The sequence below is a fragment of the Leptospira perolatii genome, from assembly GCF_002811875.1.
GTDB classification, from domain to species: Bacteria; Spirochaetota; Leptospiria; order Leptospirales; family Leptospiraceae; genus Leptospira_B; species Leptospira_B perolatii.
Genome location: NZ_NPDZ01000010.1, coordinates 102,258 through 124,372, shown reverse-complemented (window position 1 = coordinate 124,372; position 22,115 = coordinate 102,258). Strand labels below are relative to the sequence as shown.

At 44.2% G+C, this 22,115-nt stretch carries 21 protein-coding genes and 1 pseudogene; 3 read left to right on the top strand and 19 right to left on the bottom strand.

Going from position 1 to position 22,115, the window contains the following annotated elements; translation table 11 throughout:
- The first annotated feature begins 67 nt into the window (after positions 1-67).
- Complete coding sequence (locus tag CH373_RS14820; protein WP_100714251.1) at positions 68-2,602, top strand: Crp/Fnr family transcriptional regulator; 2,535 nt, start codon at positions 68-70, stop codon at positions 2,600-2,602.
- Between the two features lie 85 nt (positions 2,603-2,687).
- Here the strand turns inward: CH373_RS14820 and CH373_RS14815 are convergent, their stop codons facing one another.
- A complete protein-coding gene (locus CH373_RS14815) occupies positions 2,688-3,374 on the bottom strand; it encodes a hypothetical protein (protein ID WP_100714252.1) in 687 nt (228 codons plus the stop codon).
- A gap of 203 nt (positions 3,375-3,577) precedes the next feature.
- Here CH373_RS14815 and CH373_RS14810 point away from each other — a divergent pair, with 203 nt between their 5' ends.
- Together CH373_RS14810 and CH373_RS14805 are read left to right on the top strand one after the other, a co-directional pair.
- Positions 3,578-4,009 (top strand): hypothetical protein, encoded by a 432-nt coding sequence (locus CH373_RS14810; RefSeq protein ID WP_243393416.1) that lies wholly within the window; start codon positions 3,578-3,580, stop codon positions 4,007-4,009.
- A 10-nt stretch (positions 4,010-4,019) separates the two neighbouring features.
- Positions 4,020-4,526, top strand: a complete 507-nt coding sequence (locus tag CH373_RS14805) for a hypothetical protein (protein WP_100714253.1) — start codon at positions 4,020-4,022, stop codon at positions 4,524-4,526.
- Between the two features lie 21 nt (positions 4,527-4,547).
- Here the strand turns inward: CH373_RS14805 and CH373_RS14800 are convergent, their stop codons facing one another.
- From CH373_RS14800 to CH373_RS14715, 18 genes and pseudogenes are all read right to left on the bottom strand, one after another.
- The gene (locus tag CH373_RS14800; protein WP_243393415.1) at positions 4,548-5,150 is read right to left on the bottom strand and encodes a GNAT family N-acetyltransferase; all 603 of its coding nucleotides are present in this window, start codon (positions 5,148-5,150) and stop codon (positions 4,548-4,550) included.
- Between the two features lie 27 nt (positions 5,151-5,177).
- A complete protein-coding gene (locus tag CH373_RS14795) occupies positions 5,178-5,648 on the bottom strand; it encodes a tetratricopeptide repeat protein (RefSeq protein ID WP_100714349.1) in 471 nt (156 codons plus the stop codon).
- 47 nt (positions 5,649-5,695) lie between these two features.
- Entirely contained in the window at positions 5,696-7,603 is a 1,908-nt protein-coding gene (gene dxs / locus CH373_RS14790) for a 1-deoxy-D-xylulose-5-phosphate synthase (RefSeq protein WP_100714255.1), read from the bottom strand.
- A 21-nt stretch (positions 7,604-7,624) separates the two neighbouring features.
- Positions 7,625-9,790: pseudogene (locus CH373_RS14785) on the bottom strand (CHASE2 domain-containing protein); the annotation flags it as partial.
- Positions 9,791-10,087: 297 nt separating this feature from the next.
- Positions 10,088-10,903 (bottom strand): tryptophan synthase subunit alpha, encoded by an 816-nt coding sequence (gene trpA / locus CH373_RS14780; RefSeq protein ID WP_100714257.1) that lies wholly within the window; start codon positions 10,901-10,903, stop codon positions 10,088-10,090.
- A complete protein-coding gene (gene trpB, locus CH373_RS14775) occupies positions 10,900-12,114 on the bottom strand; it encodes a tryptophan synthase subunit beta (RefSeq protein ID WP_100714258.1) in 1,215 nt (404 codons plus the stop codon). The genes trpA and trpB overlap by 4 nt, the downstream gene beginning before the upstream one ends.
- A 9-nt stretch (positions 12,115-12,123) precedes the next feature.
- Positions 12,124-13,869 carry a proline--tRNA ligase gene (locus tag CH373_RS14770; protein WP_100714259.1) on the bottom strand — a complete coding sequence of 582 codons (1,746 nt, stop codon included), beginning with the start codon at positions 13,867-13,869 and terminating at the stop codon, positions 12,124-12,126.
- A 9-nt stretch (positions 13,870-13,878) separates the two neighbouring features.
- Positions 13,879-15,576: a site-2 protease family protein gene (locus CH373_RS14765; RefSeq protein ID WP_100714260.1), complete on the bottom strand. Its 1,698-nt coding sequence runs from the start codon at positions 15,574-15,576 to the stop codon at positions 13,879-13,881.
- Positions 15,570-16,739, bottom strand: a complete 1,170-nt coding sequence (gene dxr / locus CH373_RS14760) for a 1-deoxy-D-xylulose-5-phosphate reductoisomerase (RefSeq protein WP_100714261.1) — start codon at positions 16,737-16,739, stop codon at positions 15,570-15,572. The genes CH373_RS14765 and dxr overlap by 7 nt, the downstream gene beginning before the upstream one ends.
- Positions 16,740-16,746: 7 nt before the next feature.
- Positions 16,747-17,661 carry a phosphatidate cytidylyltransferase gene (locus CH373_RS14755; RefSeq protein WP_100714262.1) on the bottom strand — a complete coding sequence of 305 codons (915 nt, stop codon included), beginning with the start codon at positions 17,659-17,661 and terminating at the stop codon, positions 16,747-16,749.
- Complete coding sequence (locus tag CH373_RS14750; RefSeq protein WP_100714263.1) at positions 17,654-18,379, bottom strand: isoprenyl transferase; 726 nt, start codon at positions 18,377-18,379, stop codon at positions 17,654-17,656. The genes CH373_RS14755 and CH373_RS14750 overlap by 8 nt, the downstream gene beginning before the upstream one ends.
- A gap of 1 nt (position 18,380) precedes the next feature.
- Complete coding sequence (gene frr, locus CH373_RS14745; RefSeq protein WP_100714264.1) at positions 18,381-18,938, bottom strand: ribosome recycling factor; 558 nt, start codon at positions 18,936-18,938, stop codon at positions 18,381-18,383.
- Positions 18,928-19,677: a UMP kinase gene (gene pyrH / locus CH373_RS14740; RefSeq protein WP_100714265.1), complete on the bottom strand. Its 750-nt coding sequence runs from the start codon at positions 19,675-19,677 to the stop codon at positions 18,928-18,930. Before pyrH ends, frr begins: the two co-directional genes overlap by 11 nt.
- A 3-nt stretch (positions 19,678-19,680) precedes the next feature.
- Positions 19,681-20,280 carry a translation elongation factor Ts gene (gene tsf / locus CH373_RS14735; RefSeq protein ID WP_100714266.1) on the bottom strand — a complete coding sequence of 200 codons (600 nt, stop codon included), beginning with the start codon at positions 20,278-20,280 and terminating at the stop codon, positions 19,681-19,683.
- A gap of 11 nt (positions 20,281-20,291) precedes the next feature.
- On the bottom strand, positions 20,292-21,209 hold the full coding sequence (gene rpsB / locus CH373_RS14730; protein ID WP_100714267.1) for a 30S ribosomal protein S2: 918 nt from the start codon (positions 21,207-21,209) through the stop codon (positions 20,292-20,294).
- A gap of 7 nt (positions 21,210-21,216) precedes the next feature.
- Complete coding sequence (locus CH373_RS14725) at positions 21,217-21,477, bottom strand: hypothetical protein (RefSeq protein ID WP_100714268.1); 261 nt, start codon at positions 21,475-21,477, stop codon at positions 21,217-21,219.
- A 22-nt stretch (positions 21,478-21,499) separates the two neighbouring features.
- A complete protein-coding gene (locus CH373_RS14720; RefSeq protein ID WP_100714269.1) occupies positions 21,500-21,883 on the bottom strand; it encodes a bactofilin family protein in 384 nt (127 codons plus the stop codon).
- A 10-nt stretch (positions 21,884-21,893) separates the two neighbouring features.
- A complete protein-coding gene (locus tag CH373_RS14715; protein ID WP_100714270.1) occupies positions 21,894-22,115 on the bottom strand; it encodes a tetratricopeptide repeat protein in 222 nt (73 codons plus the stop codon).

Here is a 22,115-nt window from a genome sequence, read left to right as displayed (position 1 = left end):
TAGAAAAAGAGTTTCCGAGAAGAGTGTTAGATAGTTTTCTTCTTAATTTGCCTTCTAATAATAATTTATGGCCTTAGATACAAGCGTCGCCAACCAGAAAGTTTCTGTAAAATCCGGGTCTGTCCTTTTCCAGGAAGGAACTCCAGCCAATTCCCTGAATGTACTGCATAGCGGAGCTTTACGGTATATCGCCGAAGCTCCAGGCGGAAGAAAAATAGAACTATTTAAACTCTCGGGAGCAAATCTAACTCCCGGAGCCACGGCACTATTTTCGGGAGGTAGATACCCGTACTCGATTGTTGCCGAACAAGATTGCGTATTGAGCACTTACGTTATGTCACCGTCTACGGTGAGTAAGTCGCTGGCGGCAAGGTCTTCTCTCGGGATTATGGTGGGCAGATCTTTGCTTCGAGAGATTACAGAATTATTCAAACGAGCAACTCAGCTTAGAAAAATCGCCTCGGACATGAGTAGGACCAACGACAATCTTACCCTACTTTATTACCAATTCAACCCGACCGTTTTTCCGGACATCAAGCCTGGGCAGCCTGTTGCGGAACCTAATTCCGAAATCGTTGACCCGGTGCTCAGACTTTGTCGCGAGAATTTAAAGCATTTTTTTGAGAACGGAGGAATCCTTCCGGAACGACCTACACAATTGTACGTAGACGAGGATCACTCTTCCCAGCTGTCCAAGTATTATCCGGAGGAAATGGAGTTTCAAGACTCCGAGTTCAATTTCTTAAGGAAACTCATATTAGCAGATCCTAATTTACTCACTCAGCTCTTCGCTCCGGATCCTTCCATGGTCTCTTACGTATGTGATAAATTGGGGAGAGTTCAGGCAGAAATTAAGGAAACCGGAAGGACTCTTCTGGAAGAAGTAGAAGAATGTTTTCGATTTCTGATCGGTGGAGTAGAAAGTCTTACGGAAAAATTCTATCTGATTTTAGACATGGCCGCTTCCGGCTATGCCACCGCACCCCCGGACATTGTAGTTCCAGTATTGCAGACAATTTCGCAGAAGATCGAAAGAGCTCTAGTAGGCCACCAGACTTTATTCGCTAGCCCGATGCCTGGTCCATCTCCGAACATAAAGTCGTTTATTGAAAAGACCTCTGGTCTGGCAAAAAAATATGAGTCTTCAATGCCTTCTGCGAAGGCCGCAGCAAGTTCTAGTGTATCCGTAAATAGCGGAGTGGACGCGAGCGGAATTAGAAAAGAATTAGCAAACTCTGCTTCGATTATTATCCAGTTTTCCGGATTGCCCGCTGATAGCGTGAAAGAGTTTTCCGCATTGATGGTGAAGTTGAAGTCACTCAAGAATCCCCTCGATTCGGATAACGACACAAGAAAACTTCGCAGAACGATTACAAAGATCTACTGGGATATTTATGCGGCCGCTTATCAGAAATATCTAAACCAAGGTAAGAATGTTCCTAGGCCGGTCGAGCTGATGCTCAAGTATGGTCTGTTCGACGAAACACTGTTAGACGATTCGCAGCTCGTATTCATGAGCAATTATAAGGACCCTATTGCAGGTGTTTCGGATATTCCGATTTGGTACGGAACTGAATGGCTCGAAAGAATCCATCGAAGAGAAGTTCCGACTTCCCTGGACGAACTCGGCCAGAACTTTTTCGACAAGATCAAAATGGATAACCGGAATGCGGGTTATAAGAAAGAAAGCGATCTTCCTCCCGATATAGACAATCCCGAAGCAAGATTGAAGTTCGAGTTCGCTGCGATGTACGAGGCGAACGTACGTCTGACTACAGGTTCTTTGGCTACTTATTTGCCTATTCTAACGAAATATCATTCTCAGATTCCGTTAGAAAAGGCTTACGTTTCTAAGAAAATGTTAACCGAAGCGATCCAGAGCATACTCGGTGTGGACTTTTCCCTGTTCAATCGAGAAGTAATTTTCAACAATCCTGATTTAGGAATCAATAAAGAGTTCGTTCAAAAATCGGTAATCCCGGATTTCATAATAGTTCCTTCTATCGGTAGCAAGATCATGATGTGGCAAGAGTTGTCTGTGCATCGTGGAGCGGGATCTAAGGAAAGTAGAGGTAGGATTGCGTTGCCTACATTTGTTCAGGGCGATCTAAAAACTCTTCTCGTGGATGCATTCGCCGCCTTCCGTTGGGAACTATGTAAAAGTATTCTTGGTCCAGAATGGAACAACGTGGGAAATCCTTCTTTGACTGCGGATTACATGGACTATGTGCAGTTCTTTAAAAAGAACAAAGACCTTTCCATTGAAATAAAGGAAAAACTCGCCGCCGAATTTAAAAGATTCAGGAGCGAGAGGGATATTTTTGCGAACGATTATCAGCTTTGGATTCGATACGAATCAGAAGGTGTGCAAAGATTAAATCGGGTCGTCAGAAGTATTTTGTACCGTCACGTTCCGTTCTCCAGAGGCATTCGAGAAAAAGTAGCCAAGCTGCCAGCGTTCGCAGAGATCAATAACAGATTTACCAATATACGGAGCAGAAAATTTACCGAAGTGGAAAATCGTTACAAAAAGTACATGAACGCACTCGGCGGTAACTTGCCGGATCCATTGAGAGAGAATCTAGAGTTTTATAGAGTGTAGAATAGAAATCTCTCGTGTTTCGCAACTATTGCGTTATGCGAAAGATGGATTTCTCCCTGCGGAGAATATCTCTTTAGATTTCCTTTTAAACTTCTTCGAGTAAGTACGGTCTAGTATATTCCCGAACGATTTCCACTACGAATCTACCCCAGGATTTTGAATCGTCTTGGGAAATTTCTATCTGGCGAATCTTCGGAAAATAAGCCGCTGTCTTAAATGCGGTGTGAGTTAATTCGATTGAGCGAAGATAATTGTCCACCCTCTTGACTCTCACGAAATTGAGCAGTTCAGACTGAATCTTGTCCGGAGGAATATAGCCTATAATAATCAACCTTGGAAATAAGGATTTCTTTAATAAGTTAATGAAGTCCCCGAAGCTATCTACCCGATCGATAAATCCTTCATATGCTCCACCGCCCAAGTTCATAATTTGGGTGACGATGTCCATGGTAAAGGAGACCCCTTCTGCGGAAGTCATATCCGAAATGATTACGATTCCTTCATCCGGTTGAAAGGTCTTAAATTCATGAGTTCCTTTAAAATGACGGCGTAGTAGTTTTGCTGCAGAAATATCGATTTCCGCTGCCTTCGGAATCAATACTTTTCCGGCCGCATCCACGATAGGTTCTCTCGTGATTAAATATCTTTTTTTGGCAGCATTCTGGTTCATCACTCGAAATGCTTTCACCTTCTCCTCTAACTCATCCAAGTTACAGAAGCCGATTTTTAGAACATTTTCTCTGGTACGTTTCTTAAGTTCTATATCTTCCATATGAACGTTGCGGCACTGACAAGAGTACCAGAATAAGAGAGGTTCAGAATTGTGCGATAAAATACCGCGTCTTGAGCGAAAGTATACTAAAAAAATCTGCGAATGGAAAGCTCTCTTTTTGTCTTCCTAAAAAACCGCTTGTTTTCCCGGATTGCGAATTGGGAATGGAATTGGGTGAAGAGAAAGGTTTTCCCCTGATAAGAATGCGTACAGTAGAAAAATATGGACTTTTGGTCGCCTGTATTTTACCGGCTTTCGGATTCTTGGGCTGCTTTTCCGTAGAGTTCGTGGTAGACCATGCTTACCGTGAGGAACTTGTATACTCTCATAAGAGTTCCTGGGAAGAAATCGAAATATTAAAAGAAGCGCCCAAGCGTAAACCCTACGAAGTGTTTGGACGGGTAATCATTCGTAATTTTGGCGATGGCAAGCTCACAAAATATTACTATGACCAGATCAAAAAGGAGCTGTATGATCGAGGGATGGACGGAATGTTCCTGAGCGGAACTGGAGTAATCTCGATCAGCCCCATTATTTTTCAAACAGGAACACCCGAAGGCTATACTACCAATGTGGCAGAAATAGGCAAACAAGCAAAGGTAATTGAGGGCATAGGCTTCCGTTACAAAATGTAAGGCACGAATCATGGCGAGACGGCTGGACAGCGAAATAAAGATACTTCCGAACGGGGATTGGTGTTTTCGAGGTTCGAATATCGAGCAAAAAGATATACTTGAATACTTTCGGAAATCATTAAGAGAAGCCTCGGACGGCGTATACATTAGCAACGAATTCGGAGAACTCTCCGAAAAGGGATACCTAGAATTAAACGGCTATGCTTCTTTCCTCACTTCTTTTGAAGAGGTGGATGGAGATTTAGTTTTTACTAGCGACGCTGGCATCAAATTCAAAAGATCCGATTTAGAAATCGCCGCAGATCGAGAAGGTGTACTGTATGCCAAAGAGATCGGTTCCAAATTTTTGAAATACAGACTCGCTCGAAACGTAATATCCGCACTATCCGATTACATAGAAGAAACAAAAGACGGACTGATACTTAAAACAGAAAAAGCAAAGGTCAAGATTTTGGAAACTTCCGAAGGACCAGAAGTGCCTTTGCCTGTAGAATTTCGGACCGACAAAACGACTTGATCCAGAAATGTCGATGAATCGCTAAAGGTTCGTCTCCATATAAAAGTGACTGGGAATTTTTGCGGAGCGATCTTTAAAATCCCTTTTTTCGATTTCCTTGAATCCGAACTTTCGGTAGACGCTACAAGCTGAATCGTTCACGGCCGATACATCAAGGGCGAGAATTTTCCGATTTCCAAATTTGTCCTGGCAAAACCGAATCAAATCGGAACCGATTCCCCTCCTTCTGAACTTTTCGTCTACGGCTATATGTCCGAGGTAAAGCCTGTTCCGGCGTGGAGGTTGAATTAGAGATTCCATAAGAATTCCCCTAAGTAACACCTTAAAGGAATTCCATCCGTAAAATTGCATGATTGCGATGGCTGTTCCCAGACTAAGAAAACTGAATTCGGGTTGTTCGAAGTGTACGATCGTCCCAATGACAAGTTCATCGGAACAAGCTACTGCGTGATTCGAGTAACTGAAGGTGTTCCCACGTTTCCTAAAAGCGAAACGTAGAAAATCCTGAGCAGTCTTGCCATTTTCTAAAAATACGTAGTCGAAAGCATACGGACCCGAGCTGTAAATTAGAGGGATCGCTCGTTCGTAATCCCCCGGAATTGCATCTCGGATTTGCAGTTTCACCAAGAGTCCTCGCAGTTTTAGTTCGGATTAAATCGCGGAATTCAGTTCTTCCTTCAATCTTTTTGCTTCTTCAAAATCCGGTTTTAACTGAATTGCTTTGTGAAGATATTGCAGAGATCTTTCAGGACGGTTCCAAATTTTATACAAAGTGGCTAAATTAAACAGAGAAATATGGGGAGCATCGTTCAGTTCGCATCTAAGAGATTTTTTCAGCCAGAAAACTGCTTCCCTTTCTCTCCCTAGTCTAAGCAGTAAGATTCCTATTTCATTGCAAGGGTTGCCATATTCCGGATTCTTTTCTACGGATCTGTAAAAATAATAGAGTCCCTTTTGCCAATTTCCCCTCTGGTTTTCAATCAATCCCAAAAAGAAATAGGACTCGTGATCTTCTCTATGTTCCAGAACAGATTTGATAAGAAACTCGGAACGATCCAAGTCTCCGGTCTTATAAAAAAATTTTGCAGCCTCTAAAGAATCTTCGGGCGTAAGGTTTTCCAAATTGCTATCCGTTTTTATTTTCAGTTTCGGACGCCTCTTGAAAATGCTTAATGACGTTTTCCTTGAAGGACTTCCTTCTTCAAAGAACTGAAAATCCACTTAGCGATAGCCGGGCCGGTTAAGCCGTATTCTCCAAATATTTCCTTTCTCTCTCCGTGGTGGATTGGTTCCGGTGGAAAGGAAAAGGATTTGAGATATTTGCCGATCAACTCGTTAGAGATACGCTGTAATAAATAGCCGGTGGCTCCTCCGTCCATGTAGCTTTCATCCAAAATCGCAAAATGTCTAACTCTAGAAAGTTCCTCGTCTAACGCCTCTTTACCGAGTGGGCGTAGCCATGCTAGATCTATCAAAGTGACCGAAATCCCCTCTTCCTCCAGAAGTGAGGCTGCTTCAGTCGCTTCGGGCAACATGGAGCCGATCGATAGTAGCGCAATATCGGTTCCTCTTTTCAGAACACGAAAACTCCCCGGGTCCAGGTCGGTTCTTCTCTCGAAATCCAGACTGGACAAGGCTACAGCGGCTTTAGGGAATCGGATCGCAATCGGGCCCTTATCGTAATGCTCCATGAACTTTAGAGAATCCACAAGATCCTGACCGGAAGAAGGTACAAAAACATCCATGTTAGGTAAAGATAAGAGGTAGGCCAAATCGAAAAGCCCTTGGTGGGTCTCTCCGTCGGGTCCTACGCAACCTGCACGATCGATCACAAATCGAACCGGGAGATTCATCAGGGAAACATCCTCTACCATTTGGTCCATCCCTCTAGTCAAAAAAGTAGAGTAGATGCACATATATGGGATTACATCTCCGTTTGTCATAGCTCCTGCAAAGGCCACAGAATGCTGCTCAGCAATTCCTACATCGAATACATGATCCGGAAATTTGCTTACATATTCGCTTAACCCGGAACCTTCGATCATCGCCGGTGTAATTGCTGCAACTTTGGGATTTTCCTCCGTAAGCATAGTTAGCACCTTGCCGACAATCTTGGAATACGCGATCTTGGATTCGTCGGACGATTCCATTCGACCGTCTTCCTTTCGGAAAGGAGTAACTCCGTGGTATTTGATCGGATCCTTTTCGGCAGGTGTGTATCCCTTCCCTTTTTGAGTGATCACATGAAATAAGACCGGACCTTCCATCTCCTTGACTTTTCTAAGCATCCGAACCAAACGGATCACGTCGTGACCGTCTTCTGGTCCTATATAACTGAACCCAAGGTCCTCGAAAAGTCCGCCGGGAGTGAAAACGTCCTTGAAGCCTTTTTCTACCCTTTTGAAAAAGCTCTCCATTGCAGGACCGATGATAGGCAGCCATTTTAGAAAAGTATAAAATACAGTTTTCCAGTTGTGATAAAAATGAGAAGTAATTATATTATTTAGATAGTTGGAAATAGATCCTACGTTCTTCGATATAGACATGTAGTTGTCGTTCAAAATCACTAAAAGATTTTTCTTTAAGTGGCCGGCATGATTCATCGCTTCCAGAGCCATGCCGGTAGCGATCGAGGCATCACCTATGATCGCGATGACTCCATAGTCTTTTCCGTTCAGGTCCCTTGCTACTGCCTCACCTAATGCCTGCGAGATGGAAGTCCCTGCGTGTCCGGTATTATACAGATCGTAGACTGACTCTTCCCTCTTGGGAAATCCAGAAAGCCCCTTGAACTTTCTCACGGTGGAAAGTTTCGATTTTCTGCCTGTTAGAATTTTGTGAGGATACGTTTGGTGGCCTACATCCCAGATCAGACGATCGGTAGGAGTATCGAATACATAGTGTAAGGCAACCGTGAGTTCAACCACTCCCAGGTTGCTAGCAAAATGGCCGCCAATCCCTGAGAGTGTATCAATTATATAGCCACGGACTTCAGAACAAAGTTGTGGGAGCTCCTCTATGGAGAGTTTTCGTATGTCCGCAGGGCTGCGGATACCATCTAAAAAGTCCTGTTGCATCAATTCCGTCTATTCGGGTCATTAGGACTGCTCCGCTTCTTGGAGTGGTCTTCTTAAATGCTTCAGATCCTCTTCGTTCACCAAGTCTATTAACTCATAGATTCGAACAGGTTTGGTCTTTCCTTTAACTTTGACCAAGTCCAGTTCCCGAGCGACGATGCGGTCCTTGACCTTCTCGTAAGTATATTCCGATATAATAATATGAGTACCGTATTCCTTGTTCGATCCCTCCAAGCGAGATCCCAGGTTGATGGTGTCTCCCATACACGTAAAATCCATACGGTGGGAACTTCCCATATTTCCTACGACCGCCGGGCCGGAATTTAACCCGATACCGATATCCATTACTGGGAGATCCCTACTCTTCCACTCTTCTTTCAAGGCTGCGAGCCTTCTCATCTGAGCGATAGAAGCGGCACATGCATAATACGCATGATCCTCTAAGGGCACCGGAGCCCCCCAGAATGCCATTATCGCATCGCCCATGTATTTATCAATCGTTCCCTTGAACTCAATAATGATCTCGGTCATTTCAGACAGATATTGGTTCAAAAATTGAACAAGCTCTTCTGGACCCATTTTTTCGGACATTGTGGTAAATCCGCGGATATCCGAGAAGAAAATGGTGATGTCTCTTTTGGAGCCACCTAAGTTCAGATTGTCTGGATTTTTGAGTAATTCATCGACTACGTCTTTGGAGACGAATTTTGAGAATGTGCTTCGGATATATTTTACGTTTTCCTCTTCGGTTAAGATTTTATAACCGGTGATCCCAACAAAGATAAATGCCTGCTCCATGAGAACCATCGGGAAAACGTGAACTATATTGAATTCCGAAAAGTTTATTAGAGTCAGTACGCTGTATAAAATAGCAAAGACTACGATAAACGCAAAACCCAAGGCCGTCTTCAACCTAGGCTGTACTAGCCCGACAATCAAGCCGACGATCAGAAAAATCAGGAAGTTTGCCCAAGTCGGAAATTCTCTTAAGAAGTCCTGATTGAGTATGGTGTTGATCGCATGGGCGTGGTGTTCGATTCCAGACATATCACCAAACGGGGATAAGTGGGTATCTTTTGCGGCCCCTCTTCCGGTCGCATAATACATAGCGACTAGGAAAATATTGTTCTCGTACTGGGCAGCAGTGTCAGCTTCCCAAAGTTTGGCCACTTCAAATAGTTCCGTATTTTTGAATGAATACAGTCCGCCGGCAAAATTGATTTCCATTTGGCCGAATTCGTCGATCGGAATTGTGATCTCTCTTTTTTCATTCGGTTTAGCCATGATGTCGTTTGTCTCGCGCTTCATGGTTTTGAAATTGAAGTTCGTAATTTCTTTCTTGGGAATATTCTTGATTTTGACGTATTTTCCCATCACAACTTCTACGTCTTTCTTGATATCCACACCGAAATAATTACAGGCAATCACTAGGTCTATGGATGGATAATATTCGGTTTCTTTGTACGGACCTGAGTTGTACAGTTTTGCGACGATTGGCATTCTGCGGTTTAAGCCGCTTTCGTCTTTTTTAATATTTGCAAATCCGAGTCCGGAGGATTTGTCTCCTACTGGCTCAATCGGAGGCTGAGGAAATTTCAACCAGCTCTGTCCGACATCTCCCGAATCCTGGACATTTTCTAATTTAAACTTTCTTAAAATATCGATTCGACTTTCTAGATTGATAATCGCGGATTTAGACTCGAGACTAGTCTCCATCGGGTAGTCGAACATTACCCGCGGATTACCAGTAAGCGCTTTTGCCATTTCGTCGGTCTGACCCGGTTTGTAATCCACAAAGAAAATGTCGAACATAAGGTGATTAGTAGTGGATTTGAACTTTTCAATCACACTTGCATAATATTTCCAAGGCAAAGGCCACTGACCTTCCAACTGCTCTAACGTATTGGTAGTGATTCCTATGATCTGAATGTCACGTCTTGCGTCTTCCGGAGGATTGTATTTGATATATTCGATCGTGCCTTCGTCCGATTCCTTTTCGCTCTTAGTGATCCCTCCTTTTACGAGGTTGAATCTCCATGAAACCGATGATTCTTCGAGATCCGAGGCAGGAGTAAATATTACATATAAATCAATTACGATCAGCGAAACTACGAATGCCAACCATAGACTACCTACTTCTTGCTTTTTCTTGACCGCTATCTTTTCCAGGAACTTGTAAAAGAAGTAAGCGGACTCGAAGATGAGAAATCCACCTACGAGTACAAAAGTAAACGCTAGCGTGGAAGTGGGATAGAGGGCATAGTAGATATAACAGGGAACTCCAAGAACAACGGATACGATGCCTAACCAATCCTGCCAAGTCAGCTTTAAAGGGGTCTTGGATTCGCTCATTTTTTCCTCCGGTCGAACTGGGAGGATTCTCCATACCGTTTCGGATCCGTCAATTTTCTTCCCATTTCTTTGGAAAGAAAATGCGAGGTTTCCGTTGTTCTACACTAGTTCGCAAAAAAGGAAAAAAAGAAATTAACCTGCTTGTTGTTCGAATCCTCGAAGAGAGCGAGAAACAGAAAGGGCGTACTCTTTTAATTTTACTTTGCACTTTTCCGGTTCCGAGCCGTTCTGTTCTATAATTCTCTGGACCGCGGACCCGATGATAATTCCATCCGCAAACGAAGAGATTTCTGCCGCTTGTTCGGGCGTAGAAATTCCAAATCCGGCGCAAACAGGGAGAGAAAATAATTTCTGCGCAGTCTGAATCCTTTTTTCCAATCCATCGGATAAAGTTGTTCTCTCGCCTGTCACCCCATAGGAAGTCACATAGTAGATAAAACCACTCGCAAAATCTCGGATTCCCTTCATCCTTGCAGCAGGAGTTGCAGGAGTGACCAAATGGATCAGATCAATTCCTCTTCGATTCAGCTCTTTCGTAAGTCCTTCAGTTTCTGGGGTATCGTATGGAAGGTCAGGGAGAATCAAACCCTGCACACCCGAAGCTTTGGCCCTCTCCCCGAATCTTTCGAATCCGTAATGAAAGATCGGATTAAAATAAGTAAGATAGACTAATGGAATATGAGGATACTTCGCGTGAATTTTTGCGGTCACATCCAAAATCTTGTCCATGGAAAAAGGATGAACTAACGCGCGCTTGAAGGCCTGCTGGATGACCGGTCCATCCGCCACAGGATCCGAAAACGGAATTCCGAGTTCTAAAATTCCGGCACCGCCCTCGATCAATGCACTCGCCCAGTCTACACAGGAATCGTAATCAGGATCTCCCAAAGAAATGTAAGGAATAAAAATACTTTTATCTTTTGAAAATGCACTTCCAATCGCGCTCAATGAATCCCTCCGTCTGAGAGTCCTGTAAGTCTAGCTACTTCGGCTACGTCCTTGTCTCCCCTTCCGGACAAACAAATCAAAAGATCCCTCTTTTTTCCTAAATCCTTGGCGAGAGATTTTGCAAAATGAAATGCGTGAGCAGTTTCTAAAGCTGGGATAATTCCTTCAATTCTGCACACTTCTAGAAAAGCATCCAGAGCGGCTTGGTCAGAAACCGTTTCATACTTTACTCTTCCCGAAGAATGAAAATACGCATGCTCGGGACCTACGCCCGGATAGTCTAAGCCGGCACTGACCGAATGTGCCGGAACTACTTGCCCGCCTTCATCTTGTATGACGAGAGTTTTGGTCCCATGCAAAAATCCGGGTTTTCCAAAAAGCATCGTAGCAGAGTGTTCGCCTGGAAGGTTTCCTTTTCCACCGGCTTCGACTCCGTACAATTTTACTTTTTTATCCTTTAGAAATCCGTAAAACATTCCCATCGCGTTCGAACCACCGCCTACGCAAGCGACGACCGCATCGGGTAATTTGTTATTTCTTTTTTTGAACTGCTTTTTGGATTCCTCTCCGATCACCGCCTGAAAGTCCCTTACAATCGTAGGGAACGGATGCGGCCCGATTACGGAACCAACAATATAATGAGTATTAGAAACATTTAATGCCCAGTCCCTCATCGCTTCGGAGGTCGCGTCCTTCAGTGTAGCGGTTCCGGAGGAAACTCCTACTACCCTTGCGCCTAACATCTGCATGCGGATCTCGTTTAATTTCTGACGTCTAAGATCCTCTTCCCCCATAAAAACCACGGTTTCAAAACCGAAGAGAGCTCCCACCGTGGCAGTTGCGACTCCGTGTTGGCCCGCTCCGGTTTCGGCGATGATTCTGCGCTTTCCCATTTCTTTTGCGATTAGCGCTTGTCCGATCGTATTATTGATCTTATGCGATCCGGTATGATTCAGATCTTCTCTTTTGAGCCAGATTCTTGCTCCGCCCCAAGCAGAAGTGAGCCTTTCTGCGTAGGTCAGCAAGGAAGGACGACCTATATAGTTCTTTCTGTAATACTCTAGTTCTTTTTGAAACTTTTTGTTTTTCTTAAGTCGGAGGTAGGTTTTTTCTAAATCCAAAAGCGCTTCGGTCAGAATCTCCGGAGCATATCTCCCCCCGAAATCACCGAAGTAACCTTCTTTTTCCGTAAAGCTGTGTTCCTTGACCATGATACCTTCCTAGGAGTTTTGCTCCTCTAGTAATTCTTGGAACAATTCTTGGCGAAGAGTTTCCACTCTGGAAATTAAATCGTCAAATCCCGAAAACGGCACAATTTCTTCTTTATCCTTCTTACGATTGTAGATCGAAATTTCTCCAGATTCGAAGAACTTTTTTCCGACAGTGATCCGAATCGGAAACCCGATGAGTTCAGAGTCCTTGAATTTGAACCCAGGACCTAGATCTCTGTCATCCCAAAAGACTTCGAATCCCTCATTTTTGAGTGCATCATAAAATTCTAAAGCTTTGGTTTCCTGCTCTTCGCCTTTTGCAATCGTGACCAAGGAAATTTCAAAGGGTGCGATGCTGATCGGCCAATAAATTCCTTTGTCATCGTTACATTGTTCGATCACGGTGGCCATGGTGCGATTGACCCCGATCCCGTAGCATCCCATGGTCAGAGTCTTAGCCTTTCCTTGTCGATCTAAAACTTGGATCTGGAAAGCTTTGGTATATTTATCGCCTAACTTAAAAATATGACCTACTTCTATTCCCTTTTCTGCCTTTAAGGGCTTGTTACAGTTCGGACAAGGATCTCCTTCTCTGGTCAAAGCGACATCGATGGATTTAAATTCCATTTTCAGATCTCTGCTCGGCATATAACCTTGGATATGCGCTCCGTCCTTTCCGGCACCCACTACGTAGGGACTGTCCTTACGAATCGAAGTATCGAGTACAATCTGGAATGGAGATTTGACATCCGAAGGTCCGATATAACCCGGAACTAAACCAGCCGCTTGCAAATCGGACTCAGGAACCATTTCTAGATCTGTCCACTTGAGAGCGCTCTTCAGTTTATTTTCATTCAGATCCAGATCTCCCCTCAGGAAAACGAGTAGAGATTCTTTTCCGTTCTTGACTGCGACTGCTTTGATCGTGTCCTCGGGACGAACTCCCATAAACTCCGCGACCTCATCGATCGCTTTTTTATTCGGTGTCGGAACTTCCTTTTTTTCACTCGGACCTTTCGGAAAGGAATCGTTCTGCAAGATGAACGGAGTTTTTTCACTGTTGGAATTATATCCGCAGGAAGAACACAAAAGCAGTGTTTCTTCTCCAATGGGAGAAACGACCATAAACTCTTCCGAGGCAGAACCTCCCATAGCACCGGAGTCCGCCTGTACTGGGATAGTTTTTAAACCGCATCTTTGAAAGATCTTTCGGTAGGCGGTCCTCATTTCCTGATAGGTTTGTTCCAGAGACTCGTCATCCAAATGAAAGGAATATGCATCTTTCATAATGAACTCTCTGGATCGGATCACGCCGAATCTAGGACGAATCTCGTCCCTAAACTTTGTATGAATTTGATACACGTTGACCGGAAGATCCTTGTAGGATTTCAACATAGGTTTTACTAAAACTGAAAATGATTCTTCGTGCGTAGGTCCGAGTGAATAATGCTGTTCATGACGGTCTGAAATCCGAAACATTTCTTTTCCCATGACTGACCAACGGCCTGACTGTTCCCAAAACTCGGACGGGGTCAGGATCGGAAGCTCAAACTCCAAGGCTCCAGTCGCATCCATTTCTACTCGAACGATGTTTTCGATTTTTTTCAGGATTCTAAGTCCGAGGGGCAAAAAGAAATACAAACCGGAAGAAGATTTTCGGATCAGACCGGCTCTGATCATCAGGCGATGAGACGCAACTACCGCGTCTGCTGGATTTTCTTTTTCTGTAGGAAGAATATATTTGGATGCTCTCATGTACTAACGCTATCGGAGGATATCGTGATAGGTGACGTAGAGCCCAAGTCCCAAAAGAAAAAAGAATCCGATTCTAAGAATTCCTTCCATGACCCTCTGAGGAAGAGGCCTTCCTGCCACCGCTTCGTATGCAAAAAATACGATATGTCCACCGTCGGCCACAGGAATTGGAAGTAAATTCATAATCATTAGAGCAATGGAAATGTTCGCAACAAACTCAAGATAGTCGAAGATTCCGGAACCCATAAAGTAGTTGGATGCTTTTACAATTCCTACCGGTCCAGCGAGGCTGTCCTTTACTTTCAAAATTCCGGTCAGTAGCATTCCGAGACCTTTCAAAGTGGCAGACACAAGCTTACCTATATCCGAGCCAGCTTGTACAAATGCCTCAAAAACGGAAAGTTTGCGGTTCATCCTTTCTTCGTTTACGTACATGCTCGCACGAAAACCCAAAAGTCCGATATTTTTGATATGAGGAGTTCCTTCCCAGGAATCTTCTCCCAACCGTATTTTAACTCTGGATCCGATTTTGCCTCGGATAGATTCCAAGAATTCGTCAAAGCTTGAGAAAGATTTTCCGTCGAGTCTCAGGTTCATCAGCTTGAGCTTGACTTCCGGGTCATAACTTAGAATAGAGCGGGAGCTAAGTTTCAGATCGGGGTACTTTTGGTCCTGCAAATCTCGGAGCTCCACCACAAATGCAGGAAGAACCGGCATGTTAACCTCTGTCTTTTCCCTCGACCAAGGATTGAGGAGAGGATACGTTTTTCTCTCGATCTCAAGTTTTACATTCTGCTTTTGGAATCTGCCCAGAGTTTCCTGCAATTGAGGAACAGTGTGCACCTCGTTTCCGTTTACAGAGAGAATTCTGTCCCCATCGTTCAGATAATCCAGGGCTCTGGATTGTAAAAGCGCGGCCCTTTCCTTGGCTTCTTGTCGGACCAGAACTTCCGGAGGCAAATCATTGCCTTCTGCGATCTTCTCCATTCGTTCTTTGTAATATTTGTCGGCTTCTTTGTTCTTATCCAGTTTGGAAGAGAACCAGTGGCCGACTCGATCAGAAAGATCAAAATCGGCTTCTACCCATCGATCTCCGGCGACGTCCATCCCGAGTCTCAAAAACTGAGGATTCGGATATACTGTAAAATGGTGCTTTTCCCCATTTCTATCTGCTTGGATCTGCACCGGTCCTTCTTTGGACAATCCGATTTGAGTAAATACTTCTTGAGCAGATTCTGTCTCTGCTCCGTTTACGGAAAGAATTCTGTCTCCGCTTCGTAAGCCAGCTTGGTACGCCGGAGAAATTTCATTGTAAGCAGGTTCTAAGTAAATTCGATTTCCGATCGGAGTATGTCCGAATAAATAGAGTCCGAAAAATATAGCAAAGCCCAAGAGCAAGTTGAAGAGCGGTCCTCCGATGACAGGGACCATTCTCTTGAGAGGCGGAGTCGAAAGAAATTCTCCTTTCTCTCCTTTTACATTGTTACCGTACTCGTCTCCTTTGAAAAGTACGTAGCCTCCGATGGGCAAACCGGTGACTTGAAAAGTTGTCTCTCCGATTTTCTTTTTCCAGATTCCTTTTCCATATCCAATAGAGAAAACCCTGGCTTGCACTCCGACTAACCAGCCCATTACTAGGTGGCCTAATTCATGAATAAAAATACAAAGGGCGAGCATAAACACCGCCCCGAAAATAAGGGTTAGCATAACGGTAGTACCTTCTTGTTTCGGGAATTTCTAATGAATTCCCTGGCATTGAAATCTGCTTTCAGATAACCTTCCAATTCGACCGGGTAAGTCACTTCGACGGATTCAAGAGCAGATCGGATCAATTCTGGAATATCAATAAATCGGACCTCTTTTTGCAAAAAGAGTTCCACGGCTACTTCGTTCGCCGCATTAAAAATCGAAGGTGCAGTTCCTCCGACTTTACCTGCCTCGTATGCGAGAGCCAAACCAGGATAACGTTCTGGATCCACATCCATGAACTCTAATTTTCCCCAATCGGTCGCCGGATAATATCTTAGCACTTTCGGAACCGTTTCCGGATAAAATAAAGAGTGAGCCACAGGAAAAATCATGTCTGGATAAGATGAATATACAAAACTAGCGCCATCTTTTGTTTCTACGATTCCGTGCGCGATACTCTGAGGATGGATTGTAACTCCGATTTTTTCGTAAGGAAATCCGAACAGGTAGTGAGCTTCGATCACTTCCAGGCCCTTGTTGATCATTCCGGCAGAATCTACGGTGATTTTCGGACCCATATTCCAAGTAGGATGCTTTAAAGTCTGTTCCACGGTGACCTTAGACAATTCTTCCAAGGGCAACGTTCGGAACGGACCTCCGGAGGCGGTCAAAAGTATCCTTTCTACCGAATCCTTTTTTACCGAAGACAAAAGTTGGTAGATCGCATTGTGCTCAGAATCTACAGGAACCAAAATAGAATTAGAATTTTCTAATAGATGATTAATATAAGGGCCGCAGGTAACTAGAGTTTCCTTGTTTGCGATTCCGATCTTCTTTCCCGCTTTGATAGCTTCTACGGTGGGCAAAACTCCTGCGGCACCTACCAGTGCAGTCACAACAGTCTCTATCTCCGGGATTTTTACCAATTCGCAAAGCGAAGATGCCCCATAGAGCACGGAAGTATTTTTGTATTTGGAACCTAGTTTCGTACGGTCGGCAAATTCAGAAGTGATACACAGGAATTCCGGTTGGAACTCCTCCACAACTTTCATTGCCTTTTCTAAATTCGAATGAACGCTGAATGAATGAAGATGAAACTCTTCGGGAAAGGCGCGGAGCACCTTCAATGTGGACTCGCCCACCGATCCTGAGGCACCAAGGATGCAGACGTTCCTAGCCATACTAGTGTTAGACTGCGAAGCCCAACGCTCCTTTGATCTGTAGATAGAAGTATAAGATCGGAACCGTAAGCAAAAGAGAGTCCGCACGATCCAATATTCCACCGTGACCCGGAATCAGATTCCCGGAATCTTTAACTTTTGCATCACGCTTCATTGCCGATTCCAACAAATCCCCGACGGTTCCGACCAGAGAAACCACTGCAGAAATGAGCAACACCTCCATTCCTGTGACCGGAGGCACAAAAGAAGTCGTTTTTTCCCAGATAAAGTTCAGCAAGAATACGGATCCTGCTGCAACGACGATCCCGGAAAAATATCCTTCCCAAGTTTTTTTAGGAGAAATCGCAAGTCCTGCGGGATTTCTTCCGAACCATCTTCCTCCGAAATAACCGCCTACATCCGTCATGAAAGTCGCGACCGAAACCAGAAAAATATAATAAATCCCCTGGTTCATTCCTAATAGCAGCATCAAATGCCCCAAAGGAATCGCGGAATAAAACACTCCGATAAATGTCGAGGACACAGAGAAAATAGCCCCATCCAAAGGTCTTCTTGTGATCTGCAAAACGAAACTACATAAGAAAAGCGTAATCAATGAAAAGGTAATCGCGTCAAAAGGTGGTACGAATAAAGAAATATTCTTATCGAAGAATGAAGGAGGTAAAAATTTGTTCTGTGACGCGATGAAACGGAAATAATAGAGGGAAAGTATGACCAAAAAGAAAAAGATCCCAGTACCTTTGAAAGGTCTTCCATTCGGTCCTCGATCGGCCAACCGGTAGAATTCGCTAATCCCAATAATTCCACCGATTGCCAAGATGAAATAAGTTTGAAGATAGTAGAAATCTTTGTAAAAGATCATAAACAGATACAATGCCACAAGCACTGCTGCCGAAAGGATCCGTTTCGTTGTTTCACCCATTCTCCAAACCTCCGAACTTTCTCGTACGTTTTTTGAACCAGTCCAAAGCTTCTTCCAGACTCTGCCTGTTAAATTCCGGCCATAAAGTTTCCGTAAAGAAAAGCTCCGCATAAGCGGATTGCCAAAGCAGAAAATTAGAAAGCCTTCTTTCGCCGGCGGTTCTGATCAGTAAATCTACGGAAGGAAGGGGGTGTGTATACAAATATTTTTCGAGTTCCTTGACGGAGATCGGTTTTTCAGGGGATACCTTTTTCTTCCAACGATCCGCGAATACTTTTTGCGCAGCTTGAAGAACTTCTTCTTGAGAACCGTAGTTCAAGCAAAAGTTTACATTTAGTTTTCGGTTTCGCTTTGTCTGCTCAACTGCATGATCTATTTTTGCGAGTACCTTCGAAGTGAGTCTCTTTCTAGAACCTGAGTGGTGAATTCGTATCCCTTTTTCGTGGATGGTCTGCAATCTGGAATCTATGTATTCCACTAATAGCTCGAAAATGGATTTGATCTCTGTGATCGGCCTCTTCCAGTTTTCCGTAGAAAAGGCATAGAGAGAAACGTTTTCGAGCCCTAAAGAAAGACTCGCGTCCATCAATTTGTCGATGGAATCTGCACCGGCCCTATGGCCCTCGGATCTGGAAAGTCCTCGAGAAGTAGCCCAGCGGCCATTCCCATCCATGATGACCGCCACGTGGCGAGGTAGGTTTGTTTTGAAAGAAGCCACTTTAGACTGTAGTGATTTCCTTCTCCTTTTCGGAAGTCACTGCGGAGATTTTATCGATATAAGAATCAGTTACTTTTTGGACCTGGTCTTGCAGGTTCTTTAGTTCGTCCTGGGACTTTCCTTCAGAGTGATGCTTCTTAATATCTTCCATCGCATCCCGACGGATATTTCGAACAGCGACTTTTTTCTCTTCGGATTTTGCCTTTACTAGCTTCGCTAGCTCTTTTCTCCTTTCTCCGGTCAGCTCCGGAATCGCGATCCGGATCACGCTACCATCGTTCGTAGGAGTCAGTCCCAATCCAGAAGCCTGAATTGCTTTTTCGATGTCCTTGATAATCGATTTATCATAGGGAGATAAGACTAGCAATCTAGGTTCAGGAACCGTAATATTTCCCAACTGATTGATTGGAGTTGGAGTGCCGTAGTATTCTACTTTTAGATCTTCGATCAAAGCAGGATTTGCCCTGCCGGTTCGAATGCTTGCAAAGTCTTTTCGAAGAAGTTCCACGGACTTCTCCATCTTTGCCTTCATAGCGTTTAGTACTTCCTCATTCGCCATCGATCCGTATATCCTCCGAATTCGAGATAAGGGTGCCTATATTCTTTCCTATGACCAGATCTTTTAAATTACCGCGTTTAAAAATGTCAAATACGATAATGGACATATTATTTTCCATGCAAAGGCTTAATGCAGTGGAATCCATTACCTTCAATCTGCGCTTGATAGATTCCATGAAGGAGATCCTACTGTATCTTTTTGCAGTAGGTTCTTTTTTGGGGTCGGCCGTATAAACTCCATCCACTTTGGTCGCTTTAAAGATCACTTCGCAACCGACTTCTACTGCCCTAAGGCTGGCAGTAGTGTCCGTGGTAAAATATGGATTTCCAGTACCACCCGCAAAGATAACGATTCTTTTTTTCTCTAAGTGGCGGACTGCCCTTCGTCGGATATAGCTTTCTGCAATCGAATTGATCTCGATCGCTGACTGAACCCGGGTATAGATCCCCTTTTTTTCGCAGGCATCTTGCAGTGCCAGAGCGTTCTGGATCGTAGCGAGCATTCCCATATAGTCCGCAGTAGCGCGATCGATTCCGGCCTTGGCGAGATTCGTGCCTCGGATAATGTTTCCACCTCCGACTACTAAGGCGATTTCCACGCCTAAGGAATGTACTTCTTGGATTTCTTCGGCGAGAGAGTGAGCCTTGTTTGTATCAATCCCGAATTCGCCTTCTCCGGCGAGTGCCTCACCGGAGAGTTTTATTAAGATTCTCTTATACTGAGCCGACTCTGAGCCCAAGGTCTACAGACCGCCTACCTGGTATCTGGAGAATCGAGCGATCGTGATATTCTCTCCGAATTTAGAAATGGATTCTTTGATCAAATCATCCACAGTCTTTGCATTGTCCTTGATGAATGCTTGGTTCAAAAGACAAACTTCGGAGTAGTATTTCTTGATTTTTCCCGGAACGATCTTTTCGATCTGCTCTGGTTTTTTGCCTTCTTCTTTGAGCTGGCTTTCGAGTACTTTCTTTTCTTTTTCGATCTCATCTGCTGGAACTTGTTCTTCGCTCACATACAAAGGAGACATCGCTGCGATTTGCATGCAGATCTCTTTTCCGAGAGTTTCGAAAGCTTCGTTTCTAGCTACGAAATCAGTCTCAGAGTTGAGCTCCAATAGCACTCCGATCTTTCCGTCTCCGTGGATATAGGAAACGACGCGTCCTTCTTTGGTTACGCGACCGGCCTTTTTCGCAGCCTTTGCGATTCCTTTTTCACGCAGCCAGTCCATGGACTTTTCGATATTGTTACCGTTCTCTGCGAGAGCTTTTTTACAATCCATCAGCCCCGCGCCAGTTCGGTCACGGAGCTCTTTAATCAAATCTGTGGTAGATGCTGACAAAGTCTTTCTCCTTACTCTTTCTTATCGATTTCGATTGTGGTAGCAGCTGATGCGCTGCCTTTGTCTTCGGAAGTAGCAGCAGGTGGCTCTTCAGTAGTAGTAGAAGAAGAAGCAGCTGCTGCAGCTTTCTTATCCAAATCTTCGTCCATGATGAACTTACCGCTTTCATCGTACTCACCTTGGTATTCCAGAGCAAGTGCTTCCGAATCCAGATCTTCGCTAAAGCGAGGTTGTTCTACGACTCCGCCTGTTCCTTCGATCACCGCATTCGACATTGTCTCCAAGAAAAGAGAGATCGCACGAATCGCATCATCGTTTCCTGGGATTGGATAATCGATCAGTTCAGGATCGCAATTTGTATCCACGACTGCGAAAATTTTCAGTCCGAGTTTACGCGCTTCCTTTACAGCGATTTCTTCTTTCTTAGGATCGATCACGAACAGAATTTCCGGAATCGTAACCATGTCTTTGATTCCGCCTAGGGTCTTACGAAGTTTCTCCATTTCTCTACGCAATGCGAGAACTTCCTTCTTGGTTTTTACTTCTTTTTCGAAAGTGTTATCTGCTTCCATTCCCTCTAGTTTTTTCAAACGAGCGATGGATTTTTTTACTGTATTCCAGTTTGTTAATAAACCACCTGGCCAGCGATTGTTGATAAAGAACATGCTGCAGCGGAGTGCTTCTCTTTCGATCGCTCCTCTGGCTTGCTTTTTAGTTCCTACAAATAAAACCTTTTTGCCGTCGTTAGTCAGTCTCTTGAGAGCATCATAAGCTTCTTTTGCCTTCTGAACGGTTTTTTGAAGGTCGATGATATGGATTCCGTTTCTTGCTGTGAAGACATACGGAGCCATTTTTGGATTCCATTTACGAGTCTGGTGACCGAAGTGTACACCGGTCTCCAATAGATTTTTCATGGAAATTACGGACATGAGTTGTTTACCCCTTTTTTAGTACGAAAAACAATGTCGCCACAAGCCCGAACAGGCTCGCAGGGGTAAATTGAATCTCGACTTTAATTACATACAGCTCTAACGAGAACGCTTCTTTGAGAAGCCCCTTGGAGAAGAAAGAAAGACCTAGTAGATGGTCTAAGATTACTCCGGCAACAGCGCCAACCAGGGTTCCCAGGATAATTGCTAAGGCGATTTTTCCGACTTTTGCACTATCCAACGGTCGTTTCGGGCTTGTGGATACCAATATTGCAGAAAGACCCGAGGGGTCAATCCTTATTAGGAAGGATCATTTCGCAGTTGCCTTCGAAGACCACTCCGTCCGCGATCTGCAACTTTGCTGTCTTGATGTTTCCGTTTACTTTTCCGCTCGGTAGCATTTCTAATCTTTGTGTCGCGATCACATTTCCGGTGATCTCTCCACCCACGATTACAGTCCCGGCTTTGATGTTCGCCTTGACCTTTGCGCCTTCGCTGATCAATAAAAATCCTTCAGATTCGATCTCGCCTTGGAATTGGCCAGAAATTTCCAAAGGTTTACGAAAATTCAGAATCCCGGAAAAGGAAGTTTCCTTTCCCAGAACGGTGGAGATGGCTCCGTATTCAGTAAGGTTACGAGCCGGTTTATGGCTAACGGTTGCTTTTTTAGTCATGATTCCTGGGTTACTTGGTTTTCATTTCAAAGACCCCATCCCAGTCATCGGGAGGAGGGTTTGCGATAAACGCTTCGCATCTGCCTATGTATTTTTTAGAAGGACCATCGTCAGGAGTGATTTCCAAGGCTCTCTTAAAAAGCTCTAAGGCTTCTCTGAACTTGCGATTTTTGTAAAGTTGCAGCCCATCGTTGTAGAACTTCATCGTTTCCTTAAATGATTCGGTAACCAT

What these genes read in the sequence shown, in the direction of transcription:
- CH373_RS14820 (WP_100714251.1), top strand. Translation starts at nt 68, where the DNA reads ATGGCCTTAGATACAAGCGTCGCCAACCAGAAAGTTTCTGTAAAATCC.
- CH373_RS14815 (WP_100714252.1), bottom strand. Translation starts at nt 3,374, where the DNA reads ATGGAAGATATAGAACTTAAGAAACGTACCAGAGAAAATGTTCTAAAA.
- CH373_RS14810 (WP_243393416.1), top strand. Translation starts at nt 3,578, where the DNA reads ATGCGTACAGTAGAAAAATATGGACTTTTGGTCGCCTGTATTTTACCG.
- CH373_RS14805 (WP_100714253.1), top strand. Translation starts at nt 4,020, where the DNA reads ATGGCGAGACGGCTGGACAGCGAAATAAAGATACTTCCGAACGGGGAT.
- dxs (WP_100714255.1), bottom strand. Translation starts at nt 7,603, where the DNA reads ATGCAACAGGACTTTTTAGATGGTATCCGCAGCCCTGCGGACATACGA.
- trpB (WP_100714258.1), bottom strand. Translation starts at nt 12,114, where the DNA reads ATGGTCAAGGAACACAGCTTTACGGAAAAAGAAGGTTACTTCGGTGAT.
- CH373_RS14770 (WP_100714259.1), bottom strand. Translation starts at nt 13,869, where the DNA reads ATGAGAGCATCCAAATATATTCTTCCTACAGAAAAAGAAAATCCAGCA.
- CH373_RS14765 (WP_100714260.1), bottom strand. Translation starts at nt 15,576, where the DNA reads ATGCTAACCCTTATTTTCGGGGCGGTGTTTATGCTCGCCCTTTGTATT.
- dxr (WP_100714261.1), bottom strand. Translation starts at nt 16,739, where the DNA reads ATGGCTAGGAACGTCTGCATCCTTGGTGCCTCAGGATCGGTGGGCGAG.
- CH373_RS14755 (WP_100714262.1), bottom strand. Translation starts at nt 17,661, where the DNA reads ATGGGTGAAACAACGAAACGGATCCTTTCGGCAGCAGTGCTTGTGGCA.
- frr (WP_100714264.1), bottom strand. Translation starts at nt 18,938, where the DNA reads ATGGCGAATGAGGAAGTACTAAACGCTATGAAGGCAAAGATGGAGAAG.
- rpsB (WP_100714267.1), bottom strand. Translation starts at nt 21,209, where the DNA reads ATGTCCGTAATTTCCATGAAAAATCTATTGGAGACCGGTGTACACTTC.
- CH373_RS14720 (WP_100714269.1), bottom strand. Translation starts at nt 21,883, where the DNA reads ATGACTAAAAAAGCAACCGTTAGCCATAAACCGGCTCGTAACCTTACT.
- CH373_RS14715 (WP_100714270.1), bottom strand. Translation starts at nt 22,115, where the DNA reads ATGGTTACCGAATCATTTAAGGAAACGATGAAGTTCTACAACGATGGG.